This is a genomic window from Candidatus Nanohalobium constans (assembly GCF_009617975.1).
Lineage (GTDB): Archaea > Nanohalarchaeota > Nanosalinia > Nanosalinales > Nanosalinaceae > Nanohalobium > Nanohalobium constans.
Genome location: NZ_CP040089.1, coordinates 303,314 through 316,654 on the forward strand (window position 1 = coordinate 303,314; position 13,341 = coordinate 316,654).

At 43.6% G+C, this 13,341-nt stretch carries 12 protein-coding genes; 6 read left to right on the plus strand and 6 right to left on the minus strand.

Annotated elements, in window-relative coordinates; genetic code table 11:
• Positions 1 to 24 precede the first annotated feature (24 nt).
• On the minus strand, positions 25 to 852 hold the full coding sequence (locus LC1Nh_RS01840) for a mechanosensitive ion channel family protein (RefSeq protein ID WP_153550004.1): 828 nt from the start codon (positions 850 to 852) through the stop codon (positions 25 to 27).
• A 54-nt stretch (positions 853 to 906) separates the two neighbouring features.
• On the opposite strand from LC1Nh_RS01840, the gene LC1Nh_RS01845 reads away from it, so the two are divergent.
• From LC1Nh_RS01845 to LC1Nh_RS01870, 6 genes are read left to right on the plus strand one after another with little or no spacing between them, the layout of a single operon-like run.
• Complete coding sequence (locus LC1Nh_RS01845) at positions 907 to 1,839, plus strand: ThiF family adenylyltransferase (protein WP_153550005.1); 933 nt, start codon at positions 907 to 909, stop codon at positions 1,837 to 1,839.
• A gap of 27 nt (positions 1,840 to 1,866) precedes the next feature.
• Complete coding sequence (locus tag LC1Nh_RS01850; RefSeq protein ID WP_153550006.1) at positions 1,867 to 2,691, plus strand: hypothetical protein; 825 nt, start codon at positions 1,867 to 1,869, stop codon at positions 2,689 to 2,691.
• 37 nt (positions 2,692 to 2,728) lie between these two features.
• Positions 2,729 to 5,422, plus strand: a complete 2,694-nt coding sequence (locus LC1Nh_RS01855; protein WP_153550007.1) for an ATP-dependent helicase — start codon at positions 2,729 to 2,731, stop codon at positions 5,420 to 5,422.
• A gap of 30 nt (positions 5,423 to 5,452) precedes the next feature.
• Positions 5,453 to 7,123 (plus strand): vWA domain-containing protein, encoded by a 1,671-nt coding sequence (locus tag LC1Nh_RS01860; protein WP_153550008.1) that lies wholly within the window; start codon positions 5,453 to 5,455, stop codon positions 7,121 to 7,123.
• A complete protein-coding gene (locus tag LC1Nh_RS01865) occupies positions 7,124 to 9,346 on the plus strand; it encodes a VWA domain-containing protein (RefSeq protein WP_153550009.1) in 2,223 nt (740 codons plus the stop codon). It abuts the gene before it with no gap.
• Between the two features lie 45 nt (positions 9,347 to 9,391).
• The gene (locus LC1Nh_RS01870) at positions 9,392 to 10,000 is read left to right on the plus strand and encodes a hypothetical protein (RefSeq protein WP_153550010.1); all 609 of its coding nucleotides are present in this window, start codon (positions 9,392 to 9,394) and stop codon (positions 9,998 to 10,000) included.
• On the opposite strand, the gene LC1Nh_RS01875 is transcribed toward LC1Nh_RS01870, so the two are convergent.
• From LC1Nh_RS01875 to dcd, 5 genes are read right to left on the minus strand one after another with little or no spacing between them, the layout of a single operon-like run.
• Entirely contained in the window at positions 9,997 to 10,293 is a 297-nt protein-coding gene (locus LC1Nh_RS01875) for a hypothetical protein (RefSeq protein WP_153550011.1), read from the minus strand. The genes LC1Nh_RS01870 and LC1Nh_RS01875 overlap by 4 nt on opposite strands.
• Before the next feature lie 29 nt (positions 10,294 to 10,322).
• Positions 10,323 to 10,787 carry a TIGR00288 family NYN domain-containing protein gene (locus LC1Nh_RS01880; RefSeq protein WP_153550012.1) on the minus strand — a complete coding sequence of 155 codons (465 nt, stop codon included), beginning with the start codon at positions 10,785 to 10,787 and terminating at the stop codon, positions 10,323 to 10,325.
• A 51-nt stretch (positions 10,788 to 10,838) separates the two neighbouring features.
• Positions 10,839 to 11,585, minus strand: a complete 747-nt coding sequence (locus LC1Nh_RS01885; RefSeq protein ID WP_153550013.1) for a TatD family hydrolase — start codon at positions 11,583 to 11,585, stop codon at positions 10,839 to 10,841.
• Between the two features lie 9 nt (positions 11,586 to 11,594).
• The gene (locus LC1Nh_RS01890) at positions 11,595 to 12,722 is read right to left on the minus strand and encodes a methionine adenosyltransferase (protein WP_153550014.1); all 1,128 of its coding nucleotides are present in this window, start codon (positions 12,720 to 12,722) and stop codon (positions 11,595 to 11,597) included.
• Positions 12,719 to 13,306 (minus strand): dCTP deaminase, encoded by a 588-nt coding sequence (gene dcd / locus LC1Nh_RS01895; RefSeq protein WP_153550015.1) that lies wholly within the window; start codon positions 13,304 to 13,306, stop codon positions 12,719 to 12,721. The genes LC1Nh_RS01890 and dcd overlap by 4 nt, the downstream gene beginning before the upstream one ends.
• Positions 13,307 to 13,341 lie beyond the last annotated feature (35 nt).

The following is a 13,341-nucleotide window of genomic DNA, read 5'->3' on the forward strand; positions in this document are numbered from 1 at the left end:
AAGAAGTTGAAAGAAAGACATGTATCACTCGTCTTCGTTGTTCATGTAGACGGTTCTGATTGGGTATGGGATGTCGATCTCGTTTTCGTCGTACTTCTCTTTGACGCCTTGTGTTACTTCGGAGGCTGCTTTAACCATGTTGGCTTTGGATGGCTTGGTCCATCCACGAAGTTTCAAGTTGACTGAGGATCCTCCTAGTTCGTTGACCAGTACTTGTGGTTCTGGTGTTTCTTCCACCATTTCGGCTTCTTCTAGGCTTTCCATTGCTAGCTCTGTTGCTGAGTCGATATCGTCGTCGTATCCTACTCCGACTATTACTTCAAACCGTCTCTGGTCGTATGCTGTGTTGTTGATGACTGTTCCATTGTAGAGCTGGGAGTTGGGTACGATTACTTTTCTGCCGTCGTATGTTTTGATGTCTGTAGCTCTTATTTTGATGTCTTGGACTGTCCCTTCTTCTCCCGAGACCTTGATTTGGTCTCCTACCTTGAATGGTTGTCCGATAAGTATCAGGATGCCGGAGATAAAGTTGGCGATCATATCTTTCAATGCGAATGAAAGACCTAATCCTATTAGGCCAACTGCTCCGCCAATAGAGGCTGCTGGAAGCCCGAAGACACCGAGGAATACTACAAATGTTAGTGGGTAGATTATGTAGGCTGTGACTTTTTGGGCAGCTATTATTGCGTGTTTGTCGCCTCCTCTACGGTTTATTCCCTGCTCAACTAGTTTGTTGGATATCTTGTTTGCGAACCATCCGCCTATCAGAACTAGTGCACCGGTTAGAAGGGTTGTCATCTGGATTTCGATTCCGAGGTTTGCAAGCTGGCTCTCCAGAATAGAGATTGTCATGTCTCAAGTTTTTCCACTGCTTCTTAAATCAACTTCCCACTAAAACCCAACCAGATGTACTCCCGATTCACCACGCTTCAAAACCACTCAGAAGAAGACCAGGAAAGACTGGAAAACTCCACAGCAGCAATAATAGGACTTGGAGCGACTGGGTCAGCTATAGCAGAAAACCTGGCTCGACACGGCGTCAATCTTATAATAATCGATAGAGACTATTTGGAGGAAAAAGATGCCTACTCATCGAGCCTTTACACTCCGGAGCAGTGTGAAAAAGCTTTGCCTAAGGCCAAAGCAGCCGAAGATTATCTGAAACAGTTTACTGGGGTGGAGGCATATTCTGAAAGCTTTAAGCCAGATAACACTGATCTGATTGAGGAAGCAGACATCATACTGGATGGAACGGATAATCTTGAGACTCGGCAGGTGATAAATGATTACAGCAAAAAACAAGGAATACCTTGGATTTATACTGCGGCTATAGCTGAGAAAGCTTACTCGATGCCTATAATCGACAAATGCTTCAACTGTATGGTGCAGAAACCTCAGAAAGTAGCTACATGTGAGACAGATGGGGTCATGAGGGAGGTAGCTCGGGTAGCTGCTGCTAAATCAGTTTATAAGGCGGTTAAAATGCTTACCGGTTCTTCTGTTGATGAAAGGCTTGAACTTGTGGATAAAAACCGTTTCTTGAAAGTTGAAGATTCTGGGTGTGAAGTATGTGAGTCAGAAGTTTTTCCTCATCTAGATCAAACTGCCCGGGTATCTAAGCTGTGTGGACGAGGCAAGTATCAATTTGAAAAGAATATTTCGGATGAAAACATTGCTCAAGCAGTAAAAGCTGGGGAAAAACTAGCTGAGAACGATTATCTTGTCCGTATAGGCTATGAGGGGCGTGAAATCACTTTTTTTCGGTCTGGCAGGGTGATTGTCGAGGCTAGGGATGAGGGGCATGCCGAGTCTTTAATCTCTGAGGTAGCTGGAATTTAAATCAATCCGGTCTACATTTTTGTATCTGTGGGATTAGAGACTGACTATATCGAGTACGGGGTACAGCTATCTCTGGCTGTTCTAGGCATATCAGCAAGTTACCTAATAGATTTCTCAACTCCTTCAACACTTCTAACACTGTTGTTCCTGCCTGTGCTCTACGGATACACAGCCTACATTTCCAGAGAAAGCTTCAACAAAGCCACGCTAACCACATTAATAACACCTATATTTGGGGTAGTTGGCGGTATAACAGCCTTACTGATCATACCTTACAGTATAGGGAACATTCTTGTCTCAATGCTCTCCGGAGGCGACCAGTTCAAAGACTTCTACGGTTCAACATCAATACCGCTGCTTATAACAGGGCTTATAATAGGGACATCAATTTTTGCGTATGGAGCAGCAAACCCAGAGTTTAAACAGGATAAAGTTGACTCAGCAGCCACGGAAATATCAAAAATCACGGAAGAAACCATAGAACGAACAGGCATGCTAGAAAACCAGAAAAACACACAGCTACAATCAATAAACCGTACGGCAAAAGCAGCCACAGAACTAACAATCCAAAAAGTCTACAACAAAACCAATCCCCAAAGAGAGACAGCAGAATCCCTAGAAGAAGCAAGGACCGAAGTACCAGAAATAATCTACCAACAAACCCAGAAACAGTTCAACCAGAAACAAGTAGATCTCTCAAACCGGATCAAACCAATATTCAAAGACATGTTCGGAGGTCAAAAGTTCTTCATAATAATACCGCTAATAACAGGGCTTACATACAGCCTACAACCCTTAATAGGGATTCTAACAGGTATTTTCAGCAAAATATTCCTGAAATTCGGAGAGTAGGTCACTAACTTAAAGTTCACAGATTACCTAAGGTAACATGCCAGAGATAAAATTCGCAGAAGAAGATCAAGCCTCAAAAACGCTGCCGGACGACTTCGAACCCTATGTCAAAGACTGGTTCAACGAACAGTTCCCCTCACTCAGCCCGCCACAAAAATACTCATTCGATCTCATACACAATCAAGAGAACTCTCTGATATGTGCTCCAACAGGGTCAGGAAAAACCCTCTCCGCATTTCTCTCAACAATTAACGAACTATACAGAAAAGGACGGGAAGACGAACTGGAAGACCAAGTATATGTCCTCTATGTTTCGCCGCTCAGAGCTCTAAACAACGATATTCAGAGAAACCTGAAGGAACCGCTGGAAGGAATAAAGCAGAAGGCAGAAGAAGGAGACTACGATGTGCCGGAGGTAAGAAGTGCGGTCAGGACAGGAGATACAACAGATGCAGAAAAAGCCAATATGCGGGAAAACCCGCCACACATATTGATCACCACTCCAGAAAGCCTAGGAATAATACTAAACTCTCCAAAGTTTGGAGAAGCACTGAAAAATGTAGAATATGTCATAACTGATGAAATCCACAGTTTAGCAGAAAACAAAAGAGGTGTACACCTCAATCTAGGAATAGAAAGACTGGAGGAGATGGCAAACACTAACCCAACTCGTATAGGTCTCTCAGCCACTCAAGCCCCGATCAAAGAAATAGCTAAATCACTTGTAGGCTATGATGTCGATGAAGAAATAACGATGGAGGAGGGAGAGTATGAGGATATAGAAGCTGCTGAAGAGAAGGACAGCGAGGATTTCGAGACTAGAGGCTGCACAATTGTGGATGTGGCTGCTTCCAAGGAAATCGATTTGGAGACTGTTTCACCTGTTCGAGACTTGATTCATACTCCTGCAGATGAAGTTCAGGAGGCGATGTACGATCAAATCCATAATTATGTGCAGGAACACGAGTCCACGATAATATTCACTAATACTAGAAGCGCGACAGAGAGAATAGTTAACAATCTGAAGAACAGGTTCCCGGATTTCTATGATGAGAATATCGGTGCTCACCACTCCTCAATGAGCCGTGGAGTAAGATTGGAAGTTGAAGAGAAGCTGAAGAAGGGAGAGATGCGCGTAGGAGTAACCTCAACTTCCCTTGAACTCGGTGTTGACATTGGAGCAGTAGACTTAGTACTACAACTGGGGTCTCCTAAAGGTGTGGCGAAAGGGATTCAGAGGATAGGAAGGTCTGGACACCAGATTGGGGAAAAGGCTAAAGGAAAGATGATTGTAACGGATAGGGACGACGCGATGGAGTGCTCTGTCCTGACAAAGTGCGCCAAGGAAGATGAACTGGATAGAATTCAGATGCCTACAAACTGTCTGGATGTACTTGCCCAGCATATGGTTGGAATGGCGTGTAACAAGCGTTGGAACATCGAGCACGCGTTCAATACTATCAGAAAGAGCTATAATTACAGGAATCTTTCTCGTGAAGATTTCGACGCTGTGATGAAGTACCTCGGTGGAGAATACGAAGAGTTAGAGGATCAGAATGTGTACAGAAAGATTTGGATCGATCATGAGGATTCACGATTCGGTCGTAGTGGAAAGATGACACGAGTCATCTACATGACAAACATCGGCACCATACCTGATGAAACAGGTTACGATGTGAAGACTCGGCAGGGAGGAAACTATGTCGGTCAGTTAGACGAAGAATTCCTTGACAGACTCACAAAGGGAGATATATTCACGCTTGGAGGTAAAACCTACCAGTTCAGCTACGCCAAGGGAATGAAAGTGTTTGTTGATCCTAAACCTAATGCTTCTCCGACTGTTCCTTCCTGGTACTCTGAGAGACTTCCTCTTTCCTATGATCTTGGTACCAGGATCGGCGAGTTCCGTTCTCAGGTTAAGAAACAGTTGGAGATGGGTGCTGAAGACGATGATATTATCCAGTGGATTATGCATAATTATTACTTGGATGAGAAAACAGCTGAAGCCATCTACGGCTATATTGCTGAGCAGTACCGTTTCTCCGGTGAGGTATCAACTCATGAAGATATCAAGGTTGAGAAGTATATCGATGATGACAATAGACAGAATCTGATTTTCCAGACGATTTACGGCAGAAGAGTCCACGACGCATTGGCCCGTATCATGGCTCATCTACTGCAGCAGAAGTACGGGTCAAACATTGGGATGGTTATCGATGATAATGGTTTTATCTTGATTACTCCTCGTCGTCCTGTTGACCTAGATCGTTTGATGGAGCAGGTTATGAACTGTGATCCTGAGAAGGAGTTGAAGGAGGCTGTAAAGAAGACTGAACTTATGAAGAGAAGGTTTAGACATGTAGCTGGTAGAAGCCTTATGATTCTGAGAAACTATCAGGGTAACTCCAAGACGGTTGGGCAACAGCAGATGAAGGGTCACTTCCTGTTATCTGCTATTAGGAATAAGTATGATGAGAGTTTTCCGATGGTTAAGGAGACTTATCGTGAGATTATGGAGGATGCTATGGATGTCAATCATGCCGAGGATGTGATAGAAGGGTTGAGGGATGGAAGTATTTCTTATGAAATGGGTGAGACTGATATTCCTTCCCCCTTCAGCCATAATCTGCTACTTCAAGGTTCGACGGATGTAATCAAGATGGAGGATAAGAAGGAGAGGCTGCAGCAGATGCATCAACAAGTTTTGGATAGAATAGAGGAATCAAACTAAAAACCTCTGAGTCCTCATTGTTGTTTAGTGATGATTCCGGAGATTCTTCAGCAAAACTTTCTGCATCCTGTAGGCTTAGCTGCCTTGCTAGGTTTGATTCCTTTAATCATTTTCTACCTGGTTAGACCGAAACCAGAGAGGGAGGTAATGCCTTCAATGACATTCTTCTCCGAGGAAAAGCAGAAAGGTCGCATAAGAAACGCTCTGCAGAAGCTTAAGAGAAACAAACTTCTAATACTGCACATACTTTTCGTCGTTCTGGCTGCTGTAGCTATCGCCAATCCTTTAATTCAAGGTCTTGAAACAGATGGAGAATCAGTTATAATCCTTGATACTTCAGCAAGCATGAACGACAACACTCAAGAGGCTAAAGACTTCGCCTTCAAACACCTTGGCAGTCAAAATACTGTGATTGCAGCAGGATCAGAACCTAGAGTATTGGTTAGAGACGCTTCTCCTGAAGCAGCAAGAAAAGCTATCAGAAGCCAAGGGAATACGGCATCTTCAACAGATCTAATATCTGCAGTGCAGATAGCATCAAATTATAATGGAAAAATGGTTTTAGCTTCCGACATGGCGCATACAGAAACTGGGAGCCTGGAGAGCAGTTTAAGCGATATATCTGAATCTAAAGCGGTTAAAACCATGGATCTAGATCATGAAAACTCTCACGGATTTACCGATCTCAGCTTTAAGAATGGAAAGGCACATATTACTGTTCAAAACTTTCTGAACAGGGATAGAACTGTTGAAATAAGAAGAGAAGACAGTCAACAGGTTAAGCAGGTTGATCTTCCGGCTCTTTCAACGCAGACAGTAGAGCTTGATTTAGAACCGGGGCGGCACGAGCTTATACTGCCTTCGGATGAGCTTGCGATAGACAACAAACTGTATGTCTCAATCCCTGATAGAGAGGGCATCCGCGTAAAAAGATTGGGCGAAGAAAGCAGGTACTTCCGAGAGGCTATGAACCTAATTAACCAAACGGAGTACTCTGCTGGAGATTCGTTTGACGGCGCCCAAATCTACTTTGTAGAAGATGGGTTTGAACTGGGTCAGCAACGCCTGAAAAATCTGGAAAACCAGCTTGACCAAGGTTCAGCAGTTATCTTAGAGGAAAGATCTGAACTACCTGGTTTTGCCCCGGTAGTTAACAGTTCAAGAAGTTCTACTCGGCAGGTCCAACTCCAAACCTCATCAATAACCAGCGGATTCACCTCTGCTGTAACCGGCTACGACATTGAAGGGAGGTCGCTCTCACAACCTGAAGAAGCATTGGTAATGTCTAAAGATGGAAAGGTGTTGCTCTACAATGTCGAGGACGAAGTCTTTGGTCAACAGATCACCTACCCTATCTTCTGGAAGAACACTTTACTGAACATGTCAGATAGAAGCACCGCTCCAGAACTGAACATCAAGACAGAAAGCCAAGTAAACTTTGGAACACCTGTCTCGCACCAGGGGCAGGAAAAACCAAAGCGACACAAGGTACAGGAAACAGGATACTACAACGGTCAGAAAACATTCGCAGCCAACCTACTTAACCCAACAGAATCACAACCTCAAATAAACCAGATCGCAGAGAGACCAGGTATCGACTCAAACCCTGGCACAGACCCTGCAGGAAAATACCTTGGCTCACTTCTAGCAGTAATCGCAACACTTGAACTACTCTACCTATCAAAAGGAGGTGCAATATAAATGCTTCAAAACCCGGAATTCCTACTTCTCACACCGCTCATCCTCTACTCACTTCACATAATACTTAAAAAACAAGGCTACTCCAGAAAAATAGGTTTAAGCCGAGCACTAATAGTATCCCTGCTTTTACTCGCTGTATCATCTCCAACAATAACACAGGAAGCCTCATCAAATACACAGGAAAAAATCAACATACTTGTCGACAACACCTCATCCATGAATGCGGTAGAAAATCCCGAACTAGATATAGGCGGCGAAAAAACAGTTTTCATACGAGCAAACAGCTCTAACATATTTTCACAGGCAGCACAGTCCATAGAACAAGACTCACAGAACCTCCTCGTAACCGACGGTCAAACAACAGAACCTTCCTCAGACCTAGTAAAAGCAGCGAACAGGAAAAACGCCTCAATCTCCATACACCGCTTAAATGGTAAGAAAGAATCAGCTATAACTATTCAAGGACCTTCAACGACAGTGCCGGAAGCAGAAAACCGTTTCACAGTTAAAACAAGCTCCGCACGGGAAGAACCTGTAACCATCAACATCACACTAGACGGAGAAAAAATCTACAATGGACCAACAAATAAATCCTACACATTTACCAGAAAATTCAGCTCTGAAGGAGAACATATCATAAAAGCAGAGATAGAAGGAAAGGACTCCATACAGAGAAATAACCAGTACTACAAAACCGTTAAAGTAAGGGAAAAACCAGAAATACTTTCCATAGGCAGCCCAGGATCTCTCGAAGACAACCTAAACCAGTTCTACGACATTGAAAACAGAGACCAACTTCCTGAAGAACTAGACAAGTACTACTCCATTATAGCCAAAAAACCGGTAGAAAACAACAACCTTCAAACATATCTAGCACAAGGAAACGGTTTAATGTACACAGGAAGCCTTAAAGACAAAATACCTTCATACCTGCCTTTAAAACAATCTGAAAACGACGATGGCAATTCAGGAGCCAAAGTAATAATCTTAATCGATATCTCGGAGGCAACAGGAGGAGAATGCGTCAGAGGTACCGAAGAATTCTGCATAGACAGATCCTCATCAGGAGGAATATCAAAAGAATCAATTCAAATAGCTTACTCTCTCGTAGACAGCCTAAAAAAGAACAACAAGGTCGGTGTTGTAGCCTACAGCGGCGACTCATACCTAGTATCCGAACCTAAAACACTAGCATACAACAGAGAATCAATCAAAGAGAAAATAAGCAGGATAAAACCACAGGGACCTTCATTCCACGACCTAGGAATAAAAGGAGCCTCAGAACTTACAGAGAAAAACGATACAGTAGTAATGCTAAGCGATGGAAACATAGGAACATACAACCGCCAAGATATAGATGGAAAAACCAGGAGACAAGCAGAAAGCCTGGAAGGCAAACTAATAACGATAGGAATGGGAGAAGAGCCAAACAAGCCTCTTCTACAAGACATCGCAGAAACAACCGACGGATACTACCTTGAAAACAGAGAAGCCGGAAGACTTAACTTTAGATTCGGCAGTGGCGGAGGAGAAACACAGTATACGCCTATAGCTGTCGTAAACCCTAACCACTTCATAACTCGTGGATTAGAGCTCAACGGAGACGCAACAGACTTCGAAAAAGTAGACGCCAAACGAACAGGCAAAAAACTGGTGGCAAGCTCAGAAGGACAAGAAGTACTATCAGCCTGGCGCTACGGACTAGGCAGAGTAGCAGCATTCTCAGCTGGAAACCAAAACCTAGGCAGAATATCTGACACAGATCCAACACTAGTATCAAAAACAGCTTCCTGGACTGTGGGCAAACCTCAAAGAAAGAGAGACCAATGGAAAAGTGTTGAGGACTCAGCAAAACCAGAAAAACCAGAGGCAAAAGCATCGTACCAGATAAAAGGACTGACCAAAAGAAGTGAAGATCTCTACACATCAAAGATAAACGTCACAGAACCTGGAGTACACAAATGGGAGGGTGAGACATACGCCTACAACTACAACCCTGAGGTAGACGAAGTAGGTCAAGACATGGACAAGCTGGAGAATATAGCACAGGAAACGGGCGGAATGATCTACAGTCAAAACAATATTGAAGAAATATCATCAGAGGTAGATCAGACCTCTAGAAAAGTCGTTAAAGAGATTTCGCTTATGCCTTACCTGCTTTTACTTGCTTTAATTGTTTTCTTGGGTGAGGTAGGTTACCGTAAAAGAAAGGGTCGGCTCTAGATAACACTTAAACTTAAACACGGGCGTCGCCAACTTCGTAGTATAATGGGAGTGATCGACGACATCAAGGAAAAAATGGGAGGAGGACACGAAAACTCAAGCAGCTTCGACAGCGGCTTAGACGACTCATTAGGAAGCTCAATGGACTCAGAGTCCGGAATAGGCTCAGACAACGCTCTCAACAGTAATCCTCCAGGACCACAGAACTCACCGAACGATGATACTCCTCTAGGACAGAAAGACCAGAGAATGTCAAACCCAGGTCAAAACAACTCTCAGAATCCTCCCCAAGACCTGAATCAGGGACAATCACCTAAAGGACATAGAAACCAACAACCTCCGCAAAGCGGCAGACAAACAAACAATCTACATAACCAAGGACAAAATACTTCTCAGAACAACAGAAGAGGGAATAATGGTGCACAGGGCTCAAATAGACAGACACCTAACCCTCAAAGCGGAAGACCGGAGCCAGGAAGCAACTCACCGCAACTAAGCAACAATACTAAGAAGAAAATGCAGAACGCTGGTATGGATCCAGCAAATCCGCAAGCAGTTTCAGATCAGCAGTCAGAACTAGAAGAAATAAAGAGACAGAACGAACAGATAATAGATCTTCTCAAGAGACTGAATCAGACTCTGAACAGTATCTAAGTTAGTTTCAACAGACCGAAAGATGACCAAACTCCTTTTAGAAGTAGAAAACCGGCGATATACTTGTTATACTGAACTAATAACGGGGGCTGCCCTGTGAAGAGAATTGCTGCTGATATCAGGTCTGCGAACCCGCCTAGGTAGAAAACCGGTGTTGGCAAGAAATTTCCTGGTAGCATCGTTGCAACGCCCTTAAACAGTAGAAAACCAGCGTGAATCTCCGTTATGCCGTCTGGAATCGGTGTCTGAGTAAAAAGAACCAAAAGCCCTGATAAGATATCTATCAGGGCCATGGGATCGTAAAAGCTTATTCGAGCCATTTTCAGTCCAGTGTCACGACCTTATCTGCTGCGTTTTTAAGAGCTGTCGAAAAACCAGGCTCCATGCCGATAATCACTGTATCCTTTCCATGTTCCTTAGCCTTTTGAATCACCGGCAGGAAATCTGTGTCTCGTGTAACCAGTACTACTGTATCAATTTCATTTTTGAAGACTGATTCCATAGCGCTGACAGCCATGTAAACATCTACATCGCTTTCCTTAGCTTTCTCTCCTCCTAAACCAAGTTCAGCTTCAAAACCTTGTGAAACAATAGCTTCAATCAAACCATCTGAAGCGTACTGGTTAAGGAAGACCTTACCGACTTTTATATTTCCTACGTCTTCTATAGTCTCTCTTAAAGCGTCTAAGTCTAGGTCAAACTCTTTTCTGACAACGTTAGGTCCGTCGACAAAAACTGCGACATTTGGCTCGCTGTTAACCTTGTCTTTGAATCTCTTTAAAACCATGAAAAATTCCAAACCTCTACATCAAATAATTTATGAGGAACATTTATGGACCTATTCACTTCCAAATAACTTGTCTGCATTAACGGATGTAGCATCGACAACTTCCTCCTCTGAAACTTTTTTGATCTCAGCAATCTTCTCCGCACTCTCTAAAATATTAACAGGCTCATTTCGCTCTCCTCTATATAGGAAAGGAGAATCTGTCTCCAGAACAATATCCTCAATCTCTACAGCATTCACTATGTTCTGAACTCTTGAAGAGTAAAGCACCTGGGTTGTCACACCAATTTTGAACCCTTTTTCAGCTGCCTCCAATGCCTGTTCTGGAGTTCCATTAAAACAATGAATCAAAACTCCGGGAAGATCGTACTCAGACAGTATATCTATAGTTTCCTGCTCAGCTTCCCGACTATGTACATTAACCGGCTTCTCCAATTCCTCGGCCAGTTCAAGCATCTCTCTGAACACTTCTCGCTGCTTTTCACGCATCTCCTCATCCGTAACATGGTGGTGATCGAGTCCAACTTCGCCTACTGCAGCAGGATTATTATCTCGTATCTGATCTTTAATTGTCTCTAGCTTGTCAAAGTCGTCTGTAAAGGTAGGATGAAGCCCGAGGTTAGGTACTATGAATTCTCCGTATTTCTCCGAGATTTCCAAGGTTTTCCTGTTTCTCTCAAGGTTGCAGCCGACGGAAACTACGAACTCCAGGTCTTCCCTGGCTCTTTCGACTACTTCGTTCCGATCTTTGTCAAACTTATCGAACTCGAGGTGGCAGTGACAGTCAACTGGTTTCATGGGAGACACCTAGAAGGTTGTCAGGCTGCCCTCAACAGCCTTATCACGTATCTCTTCCATATTCTCCAGTTCTCCCTCAACTATGCTTCTTATTTTTTCCTTGTTTTCTGCTGTGGTCTCGATATGGGCTATCTGCGGTTTTTTAATGGAGCTACCTATCTGAGCCAGCAGTTTAACCTGTGTGAAGCTGTCTGTCGCGTCACTTATCTTTTCAGAGATTGATTTAGCCTTCAAGTTGTATATTTTACCTACATGGGTAACAGGGTTTTTTCCTGAGGCTGCTTCCATGCTCATTGAACGGTTGGGTGTTATCAAGCCGTTAACGCGGTTTCCTCGTCCGACAGATCCGTCGTCTCCCATTTCCGCTGATGTACCGGTCTCTGTGATGTAGATTGAGTCTTCTTCGTAGTTGTCGGCAGTATTGACATTTACTTCGACCTCTTCAAACTCTGATTCCTCTTCAGCAAACTCTCCGATCCTGCTAATCACTTGTTTATACTCTTCTAGGCTGTTTATTCTATTGCTGATGACTGCTGCAGCTACTGTGATCTGTTTTTCATTTTTTCTTCTGGCTCCCATTACTTTGACATCTTCTCCAACTTCTTCTACTTCTTCAGGCAGTTTGTTGGCTATGTTTAATACGGTTTTCTCCATTTCTGAGAGCGGTGCGTGACCTACTCCGAAACTTGTATCGTTTGAGGAAAGCTCTTCGTAGACTTGTTCCAGATCAGTAGAAGTCTCTCCAATCTTGCTTTCTATCTTGAAGTTTTTGGGACTCAACTCTTTGAAGTTCTCTTCAATGTATTTCTTGGCTGTTTCTACTGCTATTTCGTCTACCGGTATTTTTTCTCCTTTGAATTCTTTGGTGGCGCGACCTGTCAGCAGCAGATAGATTTTTTCATTGATTTCTCCGCCGCCTATCTCTGGGCTGGAGTCTCCTGCTACTAATTGTACTTCGTCAGTGTTGTGGTGCAGGATTTTTCCGAATCGGTTGATGTATTCCTGGCAGAGTGCCTGAGAGATTGACTCTGCTACTCCATCGCATATTGAGTCTGGGTGTCCTATTCCTTTTCTTTCGACGATTTCGACTGCGTTGTCCTTTACCGGGTCTTTTTCTATTTTCTCTATTTCTATCATTGTCTTTTCTCCCTGTCTAGTCGTGATCCTGTTGCTCCTGTCTGTCCCATGTATTTTGTATCTTTTTTCTCGCCGTAAGGATTCTCTGCTTCGTCTGTCATTGTTTCAAACACTAATTGGCAGACTCTTTCCTCTGGATAAAGTTTTACCGGTGCGTTACCTAGGTTCTGGATTTCCAGCGTTATGTCTCCTTCGAACCCGGGGTCTATGTAGCCGGCCGTTGCGTGGACTATGATTCCGAGTCTGCCATAGCTGCTGCGCCCTTCTACCCGTGCGACCAGGTTTGAGGGACAGTTTACTGTTTCCAGTGTGCTTCCGAGGATGAATTCTCCGGGGTGGACGATTACTCCTTCTTCTGCGCTGTGTTTTTCTTTTTTCATGTAGTTTGAGTATTTTTTCATGTCTTTGGTGTCTACCATTTCGACTTTCCTTGTGTTGAGTACTCCGAATTCGTATCCCAGTCTCAGGTCCATGCTTGAGGGTCCGATCTGCAGTTCTTCGTCTATCTCCGGTCCTTCTTCAACATAGGCTGCGTTGTTTTCGTTGACAATTCTCTTGATTTCTTTGTCGGGTAGAATAGCCATGGAAATCTTTCCGGCTCACAGATTTTTATTCATTC

Bases quoted from the DNA above. Each gene is read 5' to 3' on its own strand.
- LC1Nh_RS01840 (WP_153550004.1), bottom strand. From the start codon at position 852: ATGACAATCTCTATTCTGGAGAGCCAGCTTGCAAACCTCGGAATCGAA.
- LC1Nh_RS01885 (WP_153550013.1), bottom strand. From the start codon at position 11,585: ATGAAACCAGTTGACTGTCACTGCCACCTCGAGTTCGATAAGTTTGAC.
- LC1Nh_RS01875 (WP_153550011.1), bottom strand. From the start codon at position 10,293: ATGGCCCTGATAGATATCTTATCAGGGCTTTTGGTTCTTTTTACTCAG.
- LC1Nh_RS01880 (WP_153550012.1), bottom strand. From the start codon at position 10,787: ATGGTTTTAAAGAGATTCAAAGACAAGGTTAACAGCGAGCCAAATGTC.
- LC1Nh_RS01890 (WP_153550014.1), bottom strand. From the start codon at position 12,722: ATGATAGAAATAGAGAAAATAGAAAAAGACCCGGTAAAGGACAACGCA.
- dcd (WP_153550015.1), bottom strand. From the start codon at position 13,306: ATGGCTATTCTACCCGACAAAGAAATCAAGAGAATTGTCAACGAAAAC.
- LC1Nh_RS01865 (WP_153550009.1), top strand. From the start codon at position 7,124: ATGCTTCAAAACCCGGAATTCCTACTTCTCACACCGCTCATCCTCTAC.
- LC1Nh_RS01870 (WP_153550010.1), top strand. From the start codon at position 9,392: ATGGGAGTGATCGACGACATCAAGGAAAAAATGGGAGGAGGACACGAA.
- LC1Nh_RS01860 (WP_153550008.1), top strand. From the start codon at position 5,453: ATGATTCCGGAGATTCTTCAGCAAAACTTTCTGCATCCTGTAGGCTTA.
- LC1Nh_RS01845 (WP_153550005.1), top strand. From the start codon at position 907: ATGTACTCCCGATTCACCACGCTTCAAAACCACTCAGAAGAAGACCAG.
- LC1Nh_RS01855 (WP_153550007.1), top strand. From the start codon at position 2,729: ATGCCAGAGATAAAATTCGCAGAAGAAGATCAAGCCTCAAAAACGCTG.